This is a genomic window from Rhodococcus sp. D-46 (assembly GCF_011290655.1).
Taxonomy (GTDB): domain Bacteria; phylum Actinomycetota; class Actinomycetes; order Mycobacteriales; family Mycobacteriaceae; genus Rhodococcus_F; species Rhodococcus_F qingshengii.
In genome coordinates this window covers 308,838-326,206 of record NZ_JAANTF010000005.1, presented here as the reverse complement: position 1 = coordinate 326,206, position 17,369 = coordinate 308,838, and the positions used below count along the sequence as shown (strand labels likewise).

Sequence of the window (17,369 nt, the reverse complement as noted above, 5' to 3'; positions counted from 1 at the left end):
GCCAGGTCAGAGCACAACTACCAATTTGCCACGTGCCGTACCGGCTTCCATCTTGGCATGTGCTCGCGCGATGTCCTCGAACGCGAACACCTCGTCGATCGGTACCACCGCCTCGCCTGACGCCACAGCGGAGAGGAAGTCTTGCAGTACGTCGGCAGGCAGGTCGGACGCGTCCCCACCGTACGAGGTCAATCGCACTCCGCGTGGAATGTAGTCGATCGGATAAAAGTCTTTGACTGTCCACTCGTTGGACAGCATTCCCGTGAAACACACGGTGCCGTGAACGCGGGTCGCGCGCAACGTGTCGGGAAGTGTTGGTGTTCCGACCAATTCGAGGGCCAGATCAACACCGCCCGGGAGGATGTCTCGAACCTTGCCGGCCACAGCACCGTCGTCGACGATAACGTGGTCAACCCCGATCGCGGTCAACGACGACGCTTTGCTCGCATCTCGGGTGGTCGCAAGGACAGTGAGTCCCCACTGCTTCGCCAGGACTGCGGTTGCCATGCCGACCGAGGAGGTTCCTCCCCGGATCAACAGGGATTGACCGGATTTCGCGTCCAGTCCTACCGTCAGCGAGCCGTAGGACGTCTGCAGCATCTCGGGAACAGCTCCCACTGTCGACCAGTCCAGTTCGCTCGAGAAGGGAACGACCTGACTGACGGGAACGCACGTGTACTCGGCATAACCGCCGTCGAACGTCCTCCCCATCCCACCCATCATGGCGGCGACTTGCCGGCCTTCGGTGAGCTCCCCGCCGGGGCAGTTCACCACTTCGCCGACGGCCTCGATGCCCAGCACCCTCGGGAATGTCACGCCTTCGGCGAGGCCGAGGCGGGTGTGAAGTTCGGATCGATTGAGGCCGAAAGCCTTCACCCGGACCAGTACCCAGCCCGCAATCGGCACGGGTATCGGAATCACTCTGATAGTCAATGCTTCTGGCGGGCCGGGGGCGTCGAGCACGATTGCGCGCATTGTGTCGGTCATGCTTTTTCCTTCGTGGTCGGTGTCAGGATTCGGTTGGCTTCACGCAGCGTGGCCAGTGTGGCGCCGAACCGATCGAGAGCGTCGGGCGTCAGCACGGAACCGAGACGGCGCTCCAATTCGTCGTCGAACGTTGCCTTCGCCCGCCGCAACAGCTCATTGCCCTCGGGTGTCAACTCGATGAGTGAGGATCGTTTGTCGGTGGGATTGGATTTTCGACGGCAGTGCCCAGCCGCTTCGATTCGATCCACCAGCTTGCTCGTGCCACCGACGGTGATCGCGAGGGCCTCGGCGATGTCGAAGACCCGGCAGGAGCCGAGCCTGTCGATGATCTGCATCGGCTCGAATCGACTCAGTGGCAGGTCGTGCTCGATTCGGAGTCGCTGGTCGACGGCCGTCCACAGTTCGGTTTCGAAGCGGATGAGGTTGTCGAAGTGCCTGCTCAGGGCTGATCTGGTCACGAGCAGACTCCGAACCGATATGCATTCCGTGGAATCATTTTCTCACCGTACGCCCGATTCGTGATTAATTCCATGGAATCTATTTCCGAACCTTACGCAGTGTCGGTGGGGCATGGGAACATATGTTCGTGTCATATGAACCGCTGGACCAAGAAACGCCAGGTGAGCACCCCGGCGATACTCGTTCTGGCGGGAACTGTTCTGGCAGTAGTCGGCCCACGGGTGACGCAACGATCCTGCATGCGGACCTCGATTCGTTCTACGCATCAGTCGAGCAACGCGACGACCCGACTCTGGCCGGCAGGCCGGTCATCGTCGGCGGTGGGGTGGTTTTGGCGGCAAGCTACGAGGCCAAGGCGTTCGGGGTTCGCACAGCCATGAGCGGTGGTCAGGCTCGATCACTGTGTCCTCAGGCGATAGTTGTCCCTCCGCGAATGTCGGCGTACTCGCAGGCGAGCAAAGACGTGTTCGACGTCTTTCACGACACGTCGCCGCTGGTCGAAGGAATCTCCATAGACGAGGCCTTTCTCGAGGTCGGCGGGCTCGCCAAGATCGTGGGAAACCCGCTGCAGATCGGAGCCAACCTCAGACGCGATGTGGCCGAGCAGGTCGGACTACCGATCACGGTCGGAATCGCACGCACCAAGTTCCTGGCCAAGGTCGCCAGTGCATTCGCGAAACCCGACGGATTGCTGCGAGTGCCGCCGGAGGGCGAGACCGAGTTCCTGCATCCCTTGCCGGTCGAGAAGCTGTGGGGCGTCGGCAAGATCACGGCCCAGAAGCTGCGAAACTTCGACATCGTGACGGTGGGTGACATCGCTCGGCACGACGAATCCTCGATCGTCTCGATTCTCGGGGGCGGCGCCGGTCGCCATCTCTACGCACTCTCACACAATCGAGATCCGCGCCCCGTCCGCGCCTATCGTGGCCGCAGTTCGATGGGTGCTCAGCATGCGCTGGGTCGCGGATCCCATCCCCGCGCAGAACTCGATGCGTCGTTGATGTCCCTTGTCGACCGTGTCAGTCGACGCATGCGTTCGGCGCAGCGGACGGGGCGCACGGTCACGCTCCGGCTCCGCTTCGCGGATTTCACGCGGGCAACTCGATCTCACACGCTGCGCCGGTCCACCGCCGACACAGCGGAATTGCTGAGCGCCTCGATGGTGCTGCTGGACGAAGCGATACCGATGATCGCGGACAAGGGCATCACGTTGATCGGTGTCGCTGTCTCCAACCTGGATCGGGACGGCGCCGAACAACTCGAATTGCCCTTCGACGGTCGAGGATTCGCGGGTCCGGACACTGCCGCCCTCGACTCGGCAATGGACAGTGTCCGGAAGAAGTTCGGCTCCGCGGCCCTCACGAGGGGAGTGCTCCTGGGACGCGATCCGGACCTGTCGGTGCCGCTACTGCCGGACTAGGTGAGGTTTTCTCGCAGAGTCGCTCCCTCGTATTCGCGACGGAACAACCCACGCGCCTGCAGCACCGGAATCACGTGATCGACAAAATCTTCCAGACCCTGCGGATAGGTCGGCGGCATCAGATTGAAACCGTCGGCACCGCGGCCGTTCAACCAGGATCCCATCTCGTCGGCAATCGACTCCGGTGTTCCGATCATCGTTGCGTGACCACCACCCGCAGCGAGCGTCCCGAGGAGCTCCCGCACAGTCGGTGCGTCCTTCTCGACGATCCGCAAAATAGTGGCGTAGCGTCCCTGCGGCCCGGTGAACGCTTCGAGTGGAGGCAACGGGGGCACGGGCCCGTCGAGATCCCAGTTCTCGCAATCCTGTCCGGTGAACAACGAGAGTTGGCGTATCGACTGTTCGGTGGGCAGCAGGAGATCGAGTTCGGCCTTCTTCGCCCTGGCCTCGGCGACGGTGCTGCCGACGTAGGTGACCAGTCCCGGCATCACGGCGACAGAGTTCGAATCCCGGCCGGCTCGCTCGATTCTCGATTTCACGTCCGCGTAGTAGGCCTGTGCGCTGGGTAAGTCGTAGGCAACCGAATAGATTGCCTCGGCGCGACGCGCCGCCAGATCGCGGCCCTGCTCGGACGCCCCGGCCTGGAACAACACCGGCCGGCCTTGCGGGGAGCGCGGAACCGTCAACGGCCCGTCCACCCGAAAATGTTTGCCGTCGTGATCGATTCGAGAAATCCTGTTTGCGTCGGCAAAACGCCCCGACCGGTCGAGAATCAGCGCGTCTTCCGACCATGAATCCCACAATGCGAGGGCCACTTCGACAAATTCGTCGGCTCGTTCGTATCGGGATGCGTGATCGGGCATCGCCTCGAGTCCGTGGTTGCGCGCCTCCTGGTCGAACATCGAGGTCACGACGTTCCAGCCGGCCCGTCCGCCGCTGATGTGGTCGAGCGAGGCCAACAGTCGCGCCGCGTGAAACGGCGTGTAGAAAGTGGTGGAAATGGTGGTCACCAGGCCGATGTCCGCTGTCGCTCGTGCCATGGCAGTCAATGCGGTGATCGGCTCGAGAAACCACGACGCACCCGACTCGGGTTCGCGAACACTGTGACCGTCAGCGAAGAAGACGGCGTCCAGCTTGCCGCGTTCGGCGATCTGGGCGAGCGACTCGTAATACGTGATGTCGCCGAGACTTTCGACCGGTGAGTCGCGATGACGCCATGCCGCACTGTGATGTCCGCAACCGAGCAGGAACGCACCTATCCGCAGCTGTGCGCCCATCAGTTCTTGACGAGTCCGCCGTCGACAACCAGGTTCTGGCCGGTCACGGCCCGTGACCATGGTGAGGCGAAAAAGAGTGCAGCGTCGGCAAATTCGTCCGGCGTCGTGACTCGGCGCAGGGGAGTGCTTGCCGCGATCATGTCGAACACGGCTTCCGGTGTCGCGGCACTCGCATCGGTGGTGCGGAGCAAGCCGCCGGAGACCATGTTGACTGTGATCCCGTCCGGACCGAGGTCGGCGGACAGCGTCCGTGTCAGTGCCAACAGTGCGGCCTTGGCAGCGGTGTAGTCGTGGTACGGAACTACCGGATTCTGGACCAGATTGGTTCCGACAGTGATGATTCGGCCGAAGCCGAGTTCGCGCATGCCTGGTAGCGCTGCCTGGGTGGTATTGAGTGTTCCGGCAACAGCTCCGCGTAGTTGAGACTCGAAGTCGGCCCAGGTGATCGTGTCCGCGTTCGGCCGGGCGTCGCCGTTGAACGAGAAGTCGACGAGTGCATTGTCGACCACGGTCGATATCGGTGCGTCGAATCGCTCGCGTGCAGCGGAGAACAACTGGTCGACGGAACTGCGGTCCGTCACGTCCGCCTGGACTGCGAAGGCACGATCCTCACCCAGTTCGGTGACCAGGGTCTCGGCGGCGTCACGGCTCTTGTTGTAGTTCACGATCACCCGGGCCCCCGAGCGGGAGAATGCTCGGCTCAGTGCGGCGCCGAGCCCGCGGGCGCCACCGGTGATCAGAACGATCTGCTCGTCCAGGCTGAGTGCGCGCTGAAATTGCTGTTCGGTCATGTCGACATCCCTCCGCCAGTGCTAACTGGTCAGGTTCATCGGGTCTGATCTCAGCCGACTTTTTCGGCACCCCGTGTCACCGTCCATCAGACCACGTGAGGTGAATCGTCCTGAACGCCGGGTGCGTTGTAACGGCCGGCGCGATGAGTTTTCGATCGCTCGGGAGTCGTAATTGCAAGCGAAGTGGCAACCGGCCGCTCGCCTTCGCCCCAGGAGATTCCGATGACCACCCAGCCCGTCCACAACGAAACTGTTTCCGGTAGCGCCACGACGACGACACCTTCGGCCACGGCTCGCAAGCTCGGATACGTCCTGAGTGGGCTGTTCGTCGTTTTCATGCTCTTCGACGGCATTATCCACATTCTCAACCTTCAGACAGTCAAGGATGCGTCGGCTGAACTTGGGTTGCCGGACTCGCTGGCATTGACGGCTGGGGTGGTGCAACTGATCTGCCTTGCGCTGTACGTGATTCCGCGAACGTCGATACTCGGCGCGATTCTGCTCACCGGTTACCTGGGGGGAGCGGTGTTGACCAACCTTCGAGCTGAACAGCCTCTGCTGAGCACGACCCTGTTTGCCGTCTACACCGGAATCGTCATGTGGGCGGGACTGTATCTCCGGGACGAGAAGGTTCGCGAGATCATCCCGCTGCGTCGGGCCTGAAATAGGCCCCCGAGGGGGTTGCGTGGGACGCGGTGTCCCATTATGTTTGACCTCATTCAAGTCCGTCGACTGCAATCGACGGACTGGCCGTGAGGAGACACCGATGGCTCGGTCAGCGTCGATCGAAGTGGAAAAGCCGTACCACCAGGTACTGCAGACTTTGTCCGAGGGCTCAGTTGCCCGCAGTTTCGATCCCTATCTCGACATCGACTGGGATTCACCAGAGTTCGCGATCGATCCGCATGATCCGAGATGGGTGCTCTCGTCCGTGTCGGACCCCCTCGGGGCGACGCAGTGGTACCAGGATCAGTCGTTGGAGCGTCGAATCGCCATGGGAATGTGGCGTCAGGCGAACGTGACCAAGGTGGGTTCGGCCTTCGAGAGCATCTTGATCCGGGGAATGCTGCAATATATCATGGCGCTACCCAACCAGTCGCCTGAGTTCCGGTACTGCCTGCACGAGATGACCGAAGAGTGCAATCACATCCAGATGTTCCAGGAACTCGTCAATCGCATGGATATCGACGTGCCGGGTATGCGTCCGATGTTCCGGCGGCTGTCGCCGATCATCGGAGTGCTGGGAGCAAAGTTCCCGGTCATCTTCTTCATCGGCATTCTGGCTGGTGAAGAACCGATCGACCACTTCCAGAAGGATCTCATCCGTGAGGGTAAGGACACGCCGCCGGCGATGCTCCGCACCATGGAGATTCACATCGCCGAAGAAGCGAGACACATCTCGTTTGCTCACGAGTTCCTGCGCAATCACGTCCCCAGACTCAGTCGTACGAGTCGAGCCATCACATCGGTCGCCTTCCCCGGCGCGATGCGTTGGCTTGCGGGTGAAATCATGTCACCGCCAAAGGAATTCGCCGAAGAATTCGGAATCCCGGACGAGGTGATGAAGAGCGCCTTCTGGGGGAGCCCGCATTCACGCCGCATCCTGGGTAACTACTTCGGCGAAATGCGAGCCCTGGCAGACGAACTCGGATTGATGAATCCGGTGTCGAAGCGTGCGTGGCGAAAGCTGCGCATCGACGGCGACTACGCCCGCTACCGCGGCGAGCCGAAGCGTTCCGACAAGACCCGGATCTAGTCCGGCCGCGAAGTTCCTCCGTCGGAGGACACCAGCTCGGCTATGAGCGTGGACAATTCGACATGGGGATCGATCTGTAGTCCGCTCGAGCGGGCAACGCCGTCGAACATGTACCAGGTGTATTTCGCGAGGTCGGCGACGATCTCTTCGCGGCTCGGCTTCGGATCGGTGCTTCGGACCCAGTGGGTGAGCGTGCCCTCGACCATTGTCACCACTGCGAACGGTAGTGAATCGAAGGGTGAGGAGTCGATCCCCACGGATCGACCGACTTCGGTGATAGTGGTGCGGGCGGAGTCGGCGATTGTGGCCTTCAGACTGCTGATCGCGTCGATGCTCTCGTCGTCGTAGTCGGTGGGGCCGGTACCCATGAACTCGTGAATCCGCGGATGCTCGGTGATCCACTCGGCGACGGCGCTGATGGTTCGGGTCAGGATCTGGTCGAGAGTGCCTACCGAAATGCTCATCGACGCGTCCAGGGCCGCCGCAAATTGTCCGAGCACAAACGCTCGGACTCGTCGATCGAGGTCGTCTCGGCCGCTGAATTGGCGGTACACCACCGACTTGGCGAGGCCGGCACGATCGGCGATCTGCTGGACGGACACCTCGGCACCTGCCGCACGCTCTTCGATCAGTTCGACCGCCGAGGTGAGTATCCGTTTCTGACGCTCGGAGTTGTGTCGCTCCCACCGCGCTTCGCGACCGGTCAACTCTGCAGTGACAGGTTGCGCAATTGCGTCGCTCGGCATCGCGCCAGTCTATCCGGACGGACCTGCCGTGTTTCCGACTTGTCATCGGGCGCGGCATCGGGATCGGTCCTCGGTACAACGTGGGACACTGGTCGAGTGAGGTTGTATCGAGACACGGCGGTGGTGCTGCGCCTGCACAAACTGGGCGAAGCCGACCACATCGTCACGTTGCTCACCCGTCAGTTCGGGTTGGTACGTGCCGTGGCCAAAGGTGTCCGCCGAACCACCTCCAAATTCGGTGCCAGACTCGAACCGTTTGCTCACATCGACGTGCAACTACTTCCGGGCAAGAATCTCGACATCATCACTCAGGTGCAGACGGTCGACGCATTCGCCACCGACATCGTCGACGACTACAGCCGGTACACCACGGCCTGCGCCGTACTCGAAACTGCCGAGCGGTTGGCCGGCGAGGAACGCGCGCCGGCCCCGCAGCTTCAGCGATTGACGGTGGGAGCACTGCGTGCGATCGCCGAGCAGGCACGACCGGTCGAGTTCGTGCTCGACGCGTTCTTGTTGAGAGCCATGGGCTATGCGGGTTGGGCGCCTGCCCTCGAAGAGTGCGCCCGCTGCAGTGCTCCTGGACCGCACCGGGCCTTTCATGTCGCCGCAGGCGGAGCCGTGTGTACCTATTGCCGCCCGGCGGGTGCTGCGACGCCGTCGCCCGGAGTGCTCGACTTGATGGAAGCCCTGCTCCGAGGGGAGTGGGAGGGTACCGATTCGGCGCCCGCGACGCTGCGGACGCAAGCCAGCGGACTGGTCGCGGCACACCTGCAGTGGCATCTCGAGCGCCAATTGCGGACGTTGCCGCTGATCGAGCGTTCGAGGCCGCATGCAGCCGTCGAGGTCGACTTGCCCGTGAGGCAGGATGGAACACGTGATTCGACGACGCGAACCGCGAACTCCGCTTGATTCTGCTGCTGACCGGGTGATCCGACCACCGGACCCACATCCGTCCGGGGCAACCCCGCCGATCCTGCAAACCGAACTGATCCCGCGCCACGTCGCTTTGGTGATGGACGGCAACGGACGATGGGCGCAGGAGCGCGGTCTGCCCCGAACCGCCGGGCACGAACGCGGCGAAGCTGTCCTGATGGACACCGTCTGCGGGTGCATCGAGATGGGTGTCGAGTGGCTCTCCGCTTACGCCTTCTCCACCGAGAACTGGAAGCGCAGTCCCGACGAGGTTCGATTCCTGATGGGCTTCAACCGTGATGTCATCCGCCGTCGACGCGACGAGATGAACGAAATGGGTGTGCGTGTTCGCTGGGCCGGTCGTAAGCCACGCCTGTGGGCCAGCGTGATCAAGGAACTCGAGATCGCCGAAGAACTGACCAAGAACAACACCGTCATGAACTTGACCATGTGTGTGAACTACGGCGGCCGGGCCGAAATTGCCGATGCGGTAAAGGAAATCGCGAAGCGTGTCGCGGCCGGTGAGATCAATCCGGACAAGATCACCGAGGCGACGGTTGCCAAGTACCTCGACGAACCCGACATGCCCGACGTAGACCTCTTCCTGCGTCCGTCGGGGGAACAGCGGACGTCCAATTTCTTGATCTGGCAATCCGCCTACGCCGAAATGGTGTACCAGGAGAAGCTGTTTCCCGATTTCGACCGCCGCGACCTTTGGGCCGCCTGCGTCGAGTACGCCTCACGTGACCGTAGATTCGGTGGCGTCAAATGACAGGGGAGAACATGACCGACACCACCGACGAAGCAGCCCGCCTACAAGAACGCGCGGCCGCCTCGCTGGCGCATTTCGTGACGGTCGATGTGGCTGCCGACGGATCACTGGGTTTCCAGTACTCCGGCGCGCTGTGTTCCATTCAGGCGATGAATCTGTCCGAGGGTCTGGACGTGCTGTCCATGACGTGCGTTCTCGCATGGGACCGACCGGTCAGCGCGGCACTGCATCGCAAGGTGGCCGAGCGAAATCGCACCATCCAATTCGGCTCCATCGCGGTGTTCGGCCACGGCAGTCTGGCGGACGTCATCCTGCGTTACACGTTCCCTGCCGCCGGACTGGACGACGAGGCACTGACCACGATGTTGCTACTGGCGCTCACCGGTGCCGATACCGCCCGGCAGGGTTTGATTCCCTGACGCTCTCAGGCGGCGGCGCAGTCGCGGCAGGTGCCGAAGATCTCGACGGTGTGACTCACTTCGGTGAAACCGTTGTCCTCGGCGATGGTCTGTGACCACTGCTCGACTGTCGGGCCCTCGACCTCGACGGTGAATCCGCAGTTGCGGCACACCAGGTGATGGTGGTGCCCGGAGGAGCAGCGTCGGTAGACGGACTCACCTGTGTCGGTGCGTAGGACGTCGATGGTTCCGGCGTCGGAGAGTGCCTGCAGCGTGCGGTAGACGGTGGTCAGGCCGATGCCTTCACCTCGCTTGCGCAGTTCGTCGTGCAATTCCTGTGCCGACTTGAATTCGTCGATGTCGTCGAGCAGGGCGGAGATGGCGCTGCGCTGTTTCGTGGAACGAACGCCGACTGTGGCCGGTCCACGTTTCGAGGTCGTACTGCCCGGGGTGTTCATGCGGTGGAATCTCATCCTTCTTCGGCGTGGGCGACAGCGTCGACGACGATGTGTGCGAGGTGATCGTCGACGAGTCGATAGAGAACTTCTCGTCCGTTGCGCTCGCCGCGGACGACGCCCGCTGCTTTGAGTACGCGCAGATGCTGGCTGATGAGTGGCTGAGTGACACCGAGAGCTCCGACGAGTTCGTGAACGCAACGCTCCGACTCGTGCAACTGAAGCACGATCGCGATCCGAACGGGTGCAGCGAGCGCCCGCAGAATTTCGCCGGCGGCCGCCAGGGTTTCCTTGGGCGGCACGGGCGCGGGCGGTGCGGCTTCGAACGGGTCGTGCGTGTGTCCGAGGTCGGAATGATCATGGCTTATGTGGAGATCGCCGGTATCCGCAATGCTCACAGCGAGGCTCCTTCGAGGGGTAGATCATGATGTCCGGGCATAGCCATCTCACCACATTATTGCAAATCACTTTCATTTTGATATGCACAAGTATGCATGTCAACCTTGGACGGAAGTGCGTGGCAGCCGCCAGATAGGCTGATGGTGCGAAAAGCGCACGAAAATCATGCATCTATTACCCAGATGGAGAGCAATCGAGTGGCACCCAAGTCCAAGATCGAAGCCGTTGTCAATCTCGCCAAGCGGCGAGGCCTGGTCTACCCGTGCGGTGAGATCTACGGCGGTACCAAGTCCGCATGGGACTACGGCCCATTGGGTGTCGAGCTCAAGGAGAACATCAAGCGCCAGTGGTGGCGCAACATGGTCACCAGCCGCGAGGACGTCGTCGGCCTCGACTCGTCGGTGATCCTGCCCCGCGAGGTGTGGGTCGCGTCCGGTCACGTCGGTGTCTTCAACGACCCGCTCGTCGAGTGCCTCAACTGTCACAAGCGTCACCGTCAGGATCACCTGCAGGAGGCGTACGCGGAGAAGAAGAAGCTCGACAACCCGGACGACGTCTCGATGGATGTCATCGGTTGCCCCGACTGCGGCACCGTCGGCCAGTGGACCGAGCCGCGCGACTTCAACATGATGCTCAAGACGTACCTCGGCCCCGTCGAGAGCGAAGAGGGTATGCACTACCTTCGCCCCGAGACCGCACAGGGCATCTTCGTGAACTTCGCCAACGTGCTGACCACCTCGCGTAAGAAGCCGCCGTTCGGCATCGGCCAGATCGGCAAGAGCTTCCGCAACGAGATCACCCCCGGCAACTTCATCTTCCGCACCCGTGAGTTCGAGCAGATGGAGATGGAATTCTTCGTCAAGCCGGGCGAGGACGAGCAGTGGCATCAGTACTGGATCGACTACCGCCTTGACTGGTACACCGGCCTCGGTATCAACAAGGACAACCTGCGTCTGTACGAGCATGCGTCGGAGAAGCTTTCGCACTACTCGAAGGGCACGACCGACATCGAGTACCGCTTCCACTTCCAGGGCAGCGAATGGGGCGAGCTCGAAGGTATCGCGAACCGTACCGACTTCGATCTCTCGACGCACTCCAAGCACTCGGGCACCGAGCTGAACTACTACGACCAGACGACGGGCGAGCGGTACACGCCGTACGTCATCGAGCCGGCGGCCGGTCTCACGCGTTCGCTGATGGCCTTCCTGGTCGACGCCTACACCGAGGACGAGGCGCCCAACTCCAAGGGCGGCGTCGACAAGCGCACAGTGCTCCGCCTGGATCGTCGACTCGCTCCCGTCAAGGCTGCCGTTCTGCCGCTCTCGCGTAACGCGGACCTGACGCCGAAGGCCAAAGATCTTGCAGCGCAGCTGCGTCAGAATTGGAACGTCGAGTTCGACGACGCCGGCGCCATCGGTCGTCGTTACCGTCGCCAGGACGAGATCGGCACACCGTTCTGCATCACGGTCGACTTCGACACTCTCGAAGACCAGGCTGTGACGGTGCGTGAGCGTGACTCCATGGCGCAGGAACGCGTCGCCCTCGATCAGGTGGAAAGCTACCTGGCCGCACGGCTGATCGGCTCCTGATTCTCGTTCGAAGCTGACGGGCGGTCCTTCTCAATCGAGAAGGACCGCCCGTTTTCTCTTTCCCCGATGGTCCTTCAGGCGCAGGATCGAAGTTATGAGAAAACTCAGCGTGACCAACAGCGTGACTCTCGACGGTGTCATGCAGGCACCTGGTGGGCCGGACGAGGACCGTCGTGGCGGATTCGAGCACGGTGGGTGGGCAGCACCCTTCAACGATTCCGTCATGGCGCAGAAGATGGGGGAGGGGATGGCGAAGAAATCGGAGTTGCTGTTCGGACGCAGAACCTACGAAAACTTCGCCTCGTACTGGCCGTTTCAGACCGACAATCCGTTTACCGAGGTGCTCGACAACACGCAGAAATACGTAGTTTCAAGGACTTTGGGTGAACCGCTGCCGTGGAAGAACTCGACCTTGTTGAAAGGCGATGCCGCCGACGCGGTCACCACGCTCAAGGAAAGTGAGGGCCCGGATCTGGTGATTCTGGGCAGTGGCGACTTGATCACGTCCTTGGCCGATCGGCGTCTCGTCGACACCTACACTCTGCTGATACATCCGCTGGTTCTCGGAACCGGGCGCAGATTATTCCCCGACGGAGCTGCGCTCGCTCAGTTCACCCTCACCGACAGCGTCCCTACGACAACAGGCGTCATCATCGCGACGTATCAGTTGAGCTGAACGCAGTTGAGCTGAACGCAGTTGAGCTGAACACAGTCGAGCTGAGTACATCAGGGAACTCGCCGAAATGCCGAATCTGCCAGCGCTGAGTTCTGACTGCTTGCGCGCTGGTCGGCGTAACCCAGGGCGCATAGACCCGGACAGCGCGCTTACCGCCGGAGAAGTTCGTCGAGACGATGTCGTGTTCGACGAGGGTTTCGACGGGAAAGACGAAGTGCCCCGAATGCTCTTCGTCGTATACCTTCACCACGAACAGCATCACGCGGTCGCTGGCGTCGAATGGGCGGATGGGCCCGGCCTCGGAACGGCGCCACAGTGTGACGAACTGACCGAGCTTGGTCGGCGTCGTCTTGGCGGTTCGATAGACGGTGGGAAGGCCGTTGACGGTCAACGTGTGAGCGCCGTACTCAGCACCCTCGGACTCGGGAATCGGTGTGGACCAGGTAAATCCGTCGGCGTTCATCGGCACCGATGATGCCACGAACCACCGACAGCCTTCGTGACGAACGCTGTCGGTGGTAGTCCCGATTCAGGCCGAAGGCACCTTGTCGAGGAACCCGAGGACAAGCGTCACCCGGCCGTCGTCGTCGCGTTCGAGTACGTCGAATCCGTCGATCAGTGACTCGGCCCCCGACGGGCCGAGAGCCCAACCGAATCGGGCCTGTCGGTGGTGCGCGTCCACCGGTCCGACGAGGGTGAAGTGCATGCCCGGAAATTGTTGCTGCACAGCGTGGATCATCGCGTCGATCTGATCGTGTCCGGTGACGTCCGCGAGCGGATCGGTGTAGCGACCGCCGGGTGCGAACAATTGCTCGACCCGTGCTTTACGGGCGGTGGTATCGGTTTCGTTCCACATGTCGATGTAGGCGTCGGCGATTGCGTCGAAGTCGCTCATGGTCGCTCCCTTGATCAGTTTCCGGTGGTGAATGTCCGGCGGCCTCGCCGGCTGAGACCACTGTTCCTCCGAAACTGCGTCGGGTCGATTACCTCTGAGGTCATGGCCTCGGCTACCTCGGGTCGCTAACTTGAAAGAATGACCTTCGAGACGATGGACGTGGGCTCCGAACTCAAGCGGTGGCGGGAGCGGCGAAGGCTCACTCAGTTGGGACTCTCGGCGGCGGCAGGAGTGTCGACCAGGCATCTGAGCTTCATCGAAACCGGCCGCTCCAAGCCGAGCCGGGACATGATTCTTCACCTGTCCGAATGTCTGGATGTTCCTCTACGACAACAGAACACGCTTCTGCTGGCAAGTGGCCACGCGCCGGAGTACTCGCAGAAGTCGTTGGCAGAAGCGCCGATGTCAGCGGTGAGTGAGGCCATCGATCGCATCATCGACGCGCATGACCCGTATCCGGCCGTGGTGGTCGATCAGCAGTGGGAGATGGTCGCCGGGAACCAGGCCGTGGGAATCTTGACCGCGGGCGCCGCTGATTTCCTCCTGGAACCACCGGTGAACGTATTGCGTCTGAGCTTGCATCCCGAGGGCATGGCGCCGCGGATCGTGAACCTCGCGCAGTGGCGGGCCCACCTGCTCACAAGGCTGGCTCGGGAAGTGGAGGTCAGTGCGGATGCGCAGCTGTCGTCGTTGCTCGACGAGCTGCGCGCCTATCCGAGCGGCGGAGACTGGCACGACGACCGCGCGAATTCCCTGCTGGTTCCGTTGCGTGTACGCGTCGGCGATACCGAACTGGCGATGTTCAGCACCACCACCGTGTTCGGTACGCCGCGCGACGTCACGCTCGCAGAGATTGCGATCGAATCGTTCTACCCGTCGGACACGCAGACGGCCGACTACTTTCGATCGGCCGCCGAGGTCACAGGGACTTCTTGCCGAACTTGAGCTTCCACGGCACCAGAGCAGACTCCAACTGAACCGAGAGACTCATCTTGGAGACGCCTTCGGTGCGCTCCTCGAAGCGGATGGGCGTTTCGGCGATCTTCATGCCGCGCTGAACAACTCGGTAGTTCATCTCGACCTGGAACGCGTAGCCGTTGCTCTGCACCGATTCGACGTCGATGTCGCGCAAGGTCTTTGCATGCCACGCCTTGAAGCCGGCGGTCGCATCCTTGACGTGCAGTCGCAGAATAGCGTTGACGTAGAAGTTCGCCCAGGCGGACAAGGCCTTGCGGTGCCACGGCCAGTCGCCGGCGACTGCGCCGCCTTCGACGTAGCGGGAGCCGAGAACGACTGCCGCATCGGTAGTGGTGAGGATCTCGATCATGGCGGGGATCGCTTCGGACGGGTGCGAGAGATCTGCGTCCATCTGAATGACGATGTCTGCGTTCTCTGCCAGAGCCCGGCTCATGCCCGCGACGTAAGCACGGCCGAGTCCGTCCTTGACCGTGCGGTGAAGCACTCCGACCGGGATGGGACCGTCGATACCCAACTTGTCCGCAACCTCACCCGTGCCGTCGGGGGAGTTGTCATCCACCACGAGGACGTGCAGGTTCGGGATCTTCAACGCGGCGAGGCGATCGACGAGCTTTGGCAGGTTCTCACGCTCGTTGTATGTAGGTACAACGACGGTTATCTGCGGGGCGACGCTTTCCATAACACCTTCGTATGATCTGTGATCCCGACTTGCCGGATGAAGCGTACGACGAGTGCGGTCGTGAACAAAGTAGGGATTTTACTACCTCGACGGGATCCGTCAGAACCGGCCGCCGCCGCCTCGACTGGTTCGGCCGCCGCCCCCGCCGCCGAAACCACCGCCGCCGCCACCGCGACCGGAGCGTCCGCTGCTGCTCGGTCCGCCGTACGAGCGGGGCCCGCCGCCACCTCGCAGAATGCTGTTGATCAGGATGCCGCCGAGGATCGCTCCCGTCGCATCGCCGCCGCCACCGCGGGGTCGTTGGTTTGCTTCCCAGGTGTTGACGTCGTTCTGCGCGGCGCGAAGTGAGTGCGTCGCCAAGGTGGTCGCGGCCTGGGCGTGTTGCAGTGCCTTCGACGGATCCGAGGCCTGCAATTGCTGGGCCGCCTGCAGGTGCCGCTGAGCCTCGGCGTAGCGAGTGCGCGCCTCCGCCCCGATCGCGCCGCGCCTGGTTCCGAGGAAGTCGCCTGCAGCGGTCACCTGAGCCTGTGCGGCCAGAATGTCCTGGGCGAGGCGCTGCTGTGCACGTTCGAGCTGCTGCTTCTGCTCCTGAGCGTCGGCAAGAAGCGCGTCGAGTTGGGCGTCGGCTGCGACGATCTGGTTGAAGGCTGTCAGCGGATCGCTGTCCTTCGACGTCTGAGCATTCGCCAACGCTGCCTGGGCTGCGGCCTTCGCGTCCGCCAACTTCTGCCCGCCTTGCGCCAGGTAAGCGTCCGCAGCGGTGATGCCCTGTTGGACGTCGTCCATCGCGGACGGAAGTGTCGCGATGGCGTTTCGGATGTCGTCGGCGGCGTGATCGACGCCGTCGAGTAGCTTGCGTGCCTGATCGAGGGCGGCTTCGGCCGTGCGAATCGCAGTGACGGCAGCGCCTTGCTTACCGGCCGGCAGCGCGGTGGCATCGCGGCCTTCCTCGATCGACTTCTCGGCGAGCGTCAGGCGTTCACTGGCCATCGTGACGTTGTTCACGACAGATGCCAGCGTCGGCGCGGGGAATTGATCCTTCAATTTGGTCAGAATCGCCTCGGATTCGGGCAAGCGCACGCTGAGAGAAACAACACTCTGCGTCAACGCATCGAGACGTGCGGGGGCGTTGATGAGAAGGTCGCGAAGCCCGTCGAACTCCTCGACGCGAGCTTCGAGTTCTTGGTCGGCTCGACCGCACGAGGAAATGATGTCGATCAGCATCTGTCGGCGTTGATCGGGAGTTTCCGGGATGGCGTCGTCGAGTCGCTGCCTGATCGCGAAGGCTTCGGCGAGGGTGGCCTTGGCCTTGTCGAATGCTGCCGAGAAGGGTGCGACGGCGGAATCTCCGAACTCGCTGCGGGCCAGATCGAGCTCCTCCTGGCTGCCGGCGATCGCGTTGTCCGTCTCGACGAGGATCTCCTTCGCGCGTTCGTCGAGCGTCGGCAGCGGGAGTGCGTTGAGGCTGGCGATGTCGTCGGGGGAGATGTTCTTCGCGGCTTCGACGCTTGCCTTGTTCTTGTCGTTCTTGCGCTTGCGTGAGTACAGGACCACACCGCCCGTCCCGACCACCACAGCGCCGCCCGCGATGAGGAGTGTTCCGACTCCCATTCCGCCGCTCGTGTTGTTCGCGTCGCCGAGTGCGCCGGCTGCGGCAATTGCCGCGCCGGTCCAATCATCCTCGGCGAGAGCCGGTTCCACCGCGTCGGTATTGATCGATTCGATGTCGGAATCCGTGATGTTGCTCAGCTCAGCGGGCACATCGAGGAAGTAAGCACGCTCCGCCGTGGCAACTGCAAGCAGGACGGACTTCGTGCTCAGCGTCGACTTCGTGGCTGTCTGCTGTGCCCACGCCTGGCCACCCAGGTTGTTGAAATCGGGGACGAACGCGACCCACAGATCGATCTGGTGGTCCTCGCCGAGTTGATCGATCGCGGCTTGTATATCGCTGCGTTGCCCGGAATCGAGGACCCCGGAGGTGTCGGTGATGTGATTCGGCAACACCATCGGGGCGTCCGCCGAGGCGAGCGCAGGACTGAAGACGAGCGCCAGCAAAGCGAAAATCGCAGCGACGGCGGCGGCGCTTCCCCGACGCCGAACGGGTCGGGTGGTTGTCCGACTCTGCTCTACCGAGGACAACTGCGCGAAGTGTGGTGCGAGGGCCATGACGCAAATCT

Annotated in this window: 20 protein-coding genes and 1 riboswitch; of the genes, 9 read left to right on the top strand and 11 right to left on the bottom strand. The window is 62.4% G+C overall.

All coding sequences use genetic code 11. The features are described 5' to 3' along the window. Window positions 1–6: 6 nt before the first annotated feature. Together G9U53_RS14835 and G9U53_RS14830 are read right to left on the bottom strand one after the other, a co-directional pair. Window positions 7–987 (bottom strand): zinc-binding alcohol dehydrogenase family protein, encoded by a 981-nt coding sequence (locus tag G9U53_RS14835; RefSeq protein ID WP_165638848.1) that lies wholly within the window; start codon window positions 985–987, stop codon window positions 7–9. Continuing rightward, window positions 984–1,445, bottom strand: coding sequence for a MarR family transcriptional regulator (locus G9U53_RS14830; protein ID WP_081558026.1), 462 nt, complete (start codon window positions 1,443–1,445; stop codon window positions 984–986). Before G9U53_RS14830 ends, G9U53_RS14835 begins: the two co-directional genes overlap by 4 nt. Window positions 1,446–1,567: 122 nt before the next feature. On the opposite strand from G9U53_RS14830, the gene dinB reads away from it, so the two are divergent. Then, complete coding sequence (gene dinB, locus G9U53_RS14825; protein ID WP_081558025.1) at window positions 1,568–2,866, top strand: DNA polymerase IV; 1,299 nt, start codon at window positions 1,568–1,570, stop codon at window positions 2,864–2,866. Here the strand turns inward: dinB and G9U53_RS14820 are convergent. Together G9U53_RS14820 and G9U53_RS14815 are read right to left on the bottom strand one after the other, a co-directional pair. Further along, the gene (locus tag G9U53_RS14820) at window positions 2,863–4,143 is read right to left on the bottom strand and encodes an LLM class flavin-dependent oxidoreductase (protein WP_007731085.1); all 1,281 of its coding nucleotides are present in this window, start codon (window positions 4,141–4,143) and stop codon (window positions 2,863–2,865) included. The two genes, dinB and G9U53_RS14820, sit on opposite strands and share 4 nt — an antisense overlap. Beyond that, window positions 4,143–4,934, bottom strand: coding sequence for a 3-oxoacyl-ACP reductase (locus tag G9U53_RS14815; RefSeq protein ID WP_165638847.1), 792 nt, complete (start codon window positions 4,932–4,934; stop codon window positions 4,143–4,145). The genes G9U53_RS14820 and G9U53_RS14815 overlap by 1 nt, the downstream gene beginning before the upstream one ends. Next, a riboswitch (TPP riboswitch) is annotated at window positions 4,925–5,018 on the bottom strand. It overlaps the preceding gene by 10 nt. A gap of 138 nt (window positions 5,019–5,156) precedes the next feature. Here G9U53_RS14815 and G9U53_RS14810 point away from each other — a divergent pair. Both G9U53_RS14810 and G9U53_RS14805 read left to right on the top strand, forming a co-directional pair. After that, window positions 5,157–5,597, top strand: coding sequence for a DoxX family protein (locus G9U53_RS14810; protein ID WP_165638846.1), 441 nt, complete (start codon window positions 5,157–5,159; stop codon window positions 5,595–5,597). A gap of 103 nt (window positions 5,598–5,700) precedes the next feature. After that, on the top strand, window positions 5,701–6,690 hold the full coding sequence (locus G9U53_RS14805; protein ID WP_003944493.1) for a diiron oxygenase: 990 nt from the start codon (window positions 5,701–5,703) through the stop codon (window positions 6,688–6,690). Here the strand turns inward: G9U53_RS14805 and G9U53_RS14800 are convergent. Beyond that, window positions 6,687–7,436 carry a TetR/AcrR family transcriptional regulator gene (locus G9U53_RS14800; protein WP_007731095.1) on the bottom strand — a complete coding sequence of 250 codons (750 nt, stop codon included), beginning with the start codon at window positions 7,434–7,436 and terminating at the stop codon, window positions 6,687–6,689. The two genes, G9U53_RS14805 and G9U53_RS14800, sit on opposite strands and share 4 nt — an antisense overlap. A 96-nt stretch (window positions 7,437–7,532) precedes the next feature. Between G9U53_RS14800 and recO the strand changes: the two genes are divergently transcribed. The 3 genes from recO to G9U53_RS14785 are packed head-to-tail and all read left to right on the top strand — an operon-like array spanning window position 7,533 to window position 9,542. Then, window positions 7,533–8,348: a DNA repair protein RecO gene (recO, locus tag G9U53_RS14795; protein ID WP_029255636.1), complete on the top strand. Its 816-nt coding sequence runs from the start codon at window positions 7,533–7,535 to the stop codon at window positions 8,346–8,348. Next, the gene (locus G9U53_RS14790) at window positions 8,305–9,123 is read left to right on the top strand and encodes an isoprenyl transferase (RefSeq protein ID WP_003944543.1); all 819 of its coding nucleotides are present in this window, start codon (window positions 8,305–8,307) and stop codon (window positions 9,121–9,123) included. The genes recO and G9U53_RS14790 overlap by 44 nt, the downstream gene beginning before the upstream one ends. Beyond that, the gene (locus G9U53_RS14785; protein ID WP_019749000.1) at window positions 9,120–9,542 is read left to right on the top strand and encodes a YbjN domain-containing protein; all 423 of its coding nucleotides are present in this window, start codon (window positions 9,120–9,122) and stop codon (window positions 9,540–9,542) included. Before G9U53_RS14790 ends, G9U53_RS14785 begins: the two co-directional genes overlap by 4 nt. 5 nt (window positions 9,543–9,547) lie before the next feature. On the opposite strand, the gene G9U53_RS14780 is transcribed toward G9U53_RS14785, so the two are convergent. Together G9U53_RS14780 and G9U53_RS14775 are read right to left on the bottom strand one after the other, a co-directional pair. Continuing rightward, window positions 9,548–9,979 carry a Fur family transcriptional regulator gene (locus G9U53_RS14780; protein ID WP_003944514.1) on the bottom strand — a complete coding sequence of 144 codons (432 nt, stop codon included), beginning with the start codon at window positions 9,977–9,979 and terminating at the stop codon, window positions 9,548–9,550. Window positions 9,980–9,990: 11 nt separating this feature from the next. Further along, the gene (locus tag G9U53_RS14775) at window positions 9,991–10,344 is read right to left on the bottom strand and encodes a metalloregulator ArsR/SmtB family transcription factor (protein ID WP_165638887.1); all 354 of its coding nucleotides are present in this window, start codon (window positions 10,342–10,344) and stop codon (window positions 9,991–9,993) included. A gap of 228 nt (window positions 10,345–10,572) precedes the next feature. On the opposite strand from G9U53_RS14775, the gene G9U53_RS14770 reads away from it, so the two are divergent. Together G9U53_RS14770 and G9U53_RS14765 are read left to right on the top strand one after the other, a co-directional pair. Continuing rightward, on the top strand, window positions 10,573–11,964 hold the full coding sequence (locus G9U53_RS14770) for a glycine--tRNA ligase (protein ID WP_165638845.1): 1,392 nt from the start codon (window positions 10,573–10,575) through the stop codon (window positions 11,962–11,964). Between the two features lie 94 nt (window positions 11,965–12,058). Continuing rightward, on the top strand, window positions 12,059–12,640 hold the full coding sequence (locus G9U53_RS14765; protein WP_165638844.1) for a dihydrofolate reductase family protein: 582 nt from the start codon (window positions 12,059–12,061) through the stop codon (window positions 12,638–12,640). Here G9U53_RS14765 and G9U53_RS14760 read toward each other — a convergent pair. Continuing rightward, entirely contained in the window at window positions 12,615–13,121 is a 507-nt protein-coding gene (locus G9U53_RS14760) for a MepB family protein (RefSeq protein ID WP_165638843.1), read from the bottom strand. The two genes, G9U53_RS14765 and G9U53_RS14760, sit on opposite strands and share 26 nt — an antisense overlap. 48 nt (window positions 13,122–13,169) lie before the next feature. Further along, window positions 13,170–13,535 carry a nuclear transport factor 2 family protein gene (locus G9U53_RS14755; RefSeq protein ID WP_165638842.1) on the bottom strand — a complete coding sequence of 122 codons (366 nt, stop codon included), beginning with the start codon at window positions 13,533–13,535 and terminating at the stop codon, window positions 13,170–13,172. A gap of 138 nt (window positions 13,536–13,673) precedes the next feature. On the opposite strand from G9U53_RS14755, the gene G9U53_RS14750 reads away from it, so the two are divergent. Further along, complete coding sequence (locus G9U53_RS14750; protein ID WP_054827649.1) at window positions 13,674–14,480, top strand: helix-turn-helix transcriptional regulator; 807 nt, start codon at window positions 13,674–13,676, stop codon at window positions 14,478–14,480. On the opposite strand, the gene G9U53_RS14745 is transcribed toward G9U53_RS14750, so the two are convergent. Continuing rightward, window positions 14,455–15,192: a polyprenol monophosphomannose synthase gene (locus G9U53_RS14745; protein WP_003944487.1), complete on the bottom strand. Its 738-nt coding sequence runs from the start codon at window positions 15,190–15,192 to the stop codon at window positions 14,455–14,457. The genes G9U53_RS14750 and G9U53_RS14745 overlap by 26 nt on opposite strands. A 99-nt stretch (window positions 15,193–15,291) precedes the next feature. Then, a complete protein-coding gene (locus G9U53_RS14740; protein ID WP_165638841.1) occupies window positions 15,292–17,358 on the bottom strand; it encodes a TPM domain-containing protein in 2,067 nt (688 codons plus the stop codon). Window positions 17,359–17,369: the final 11 nt, after the last annotated feature.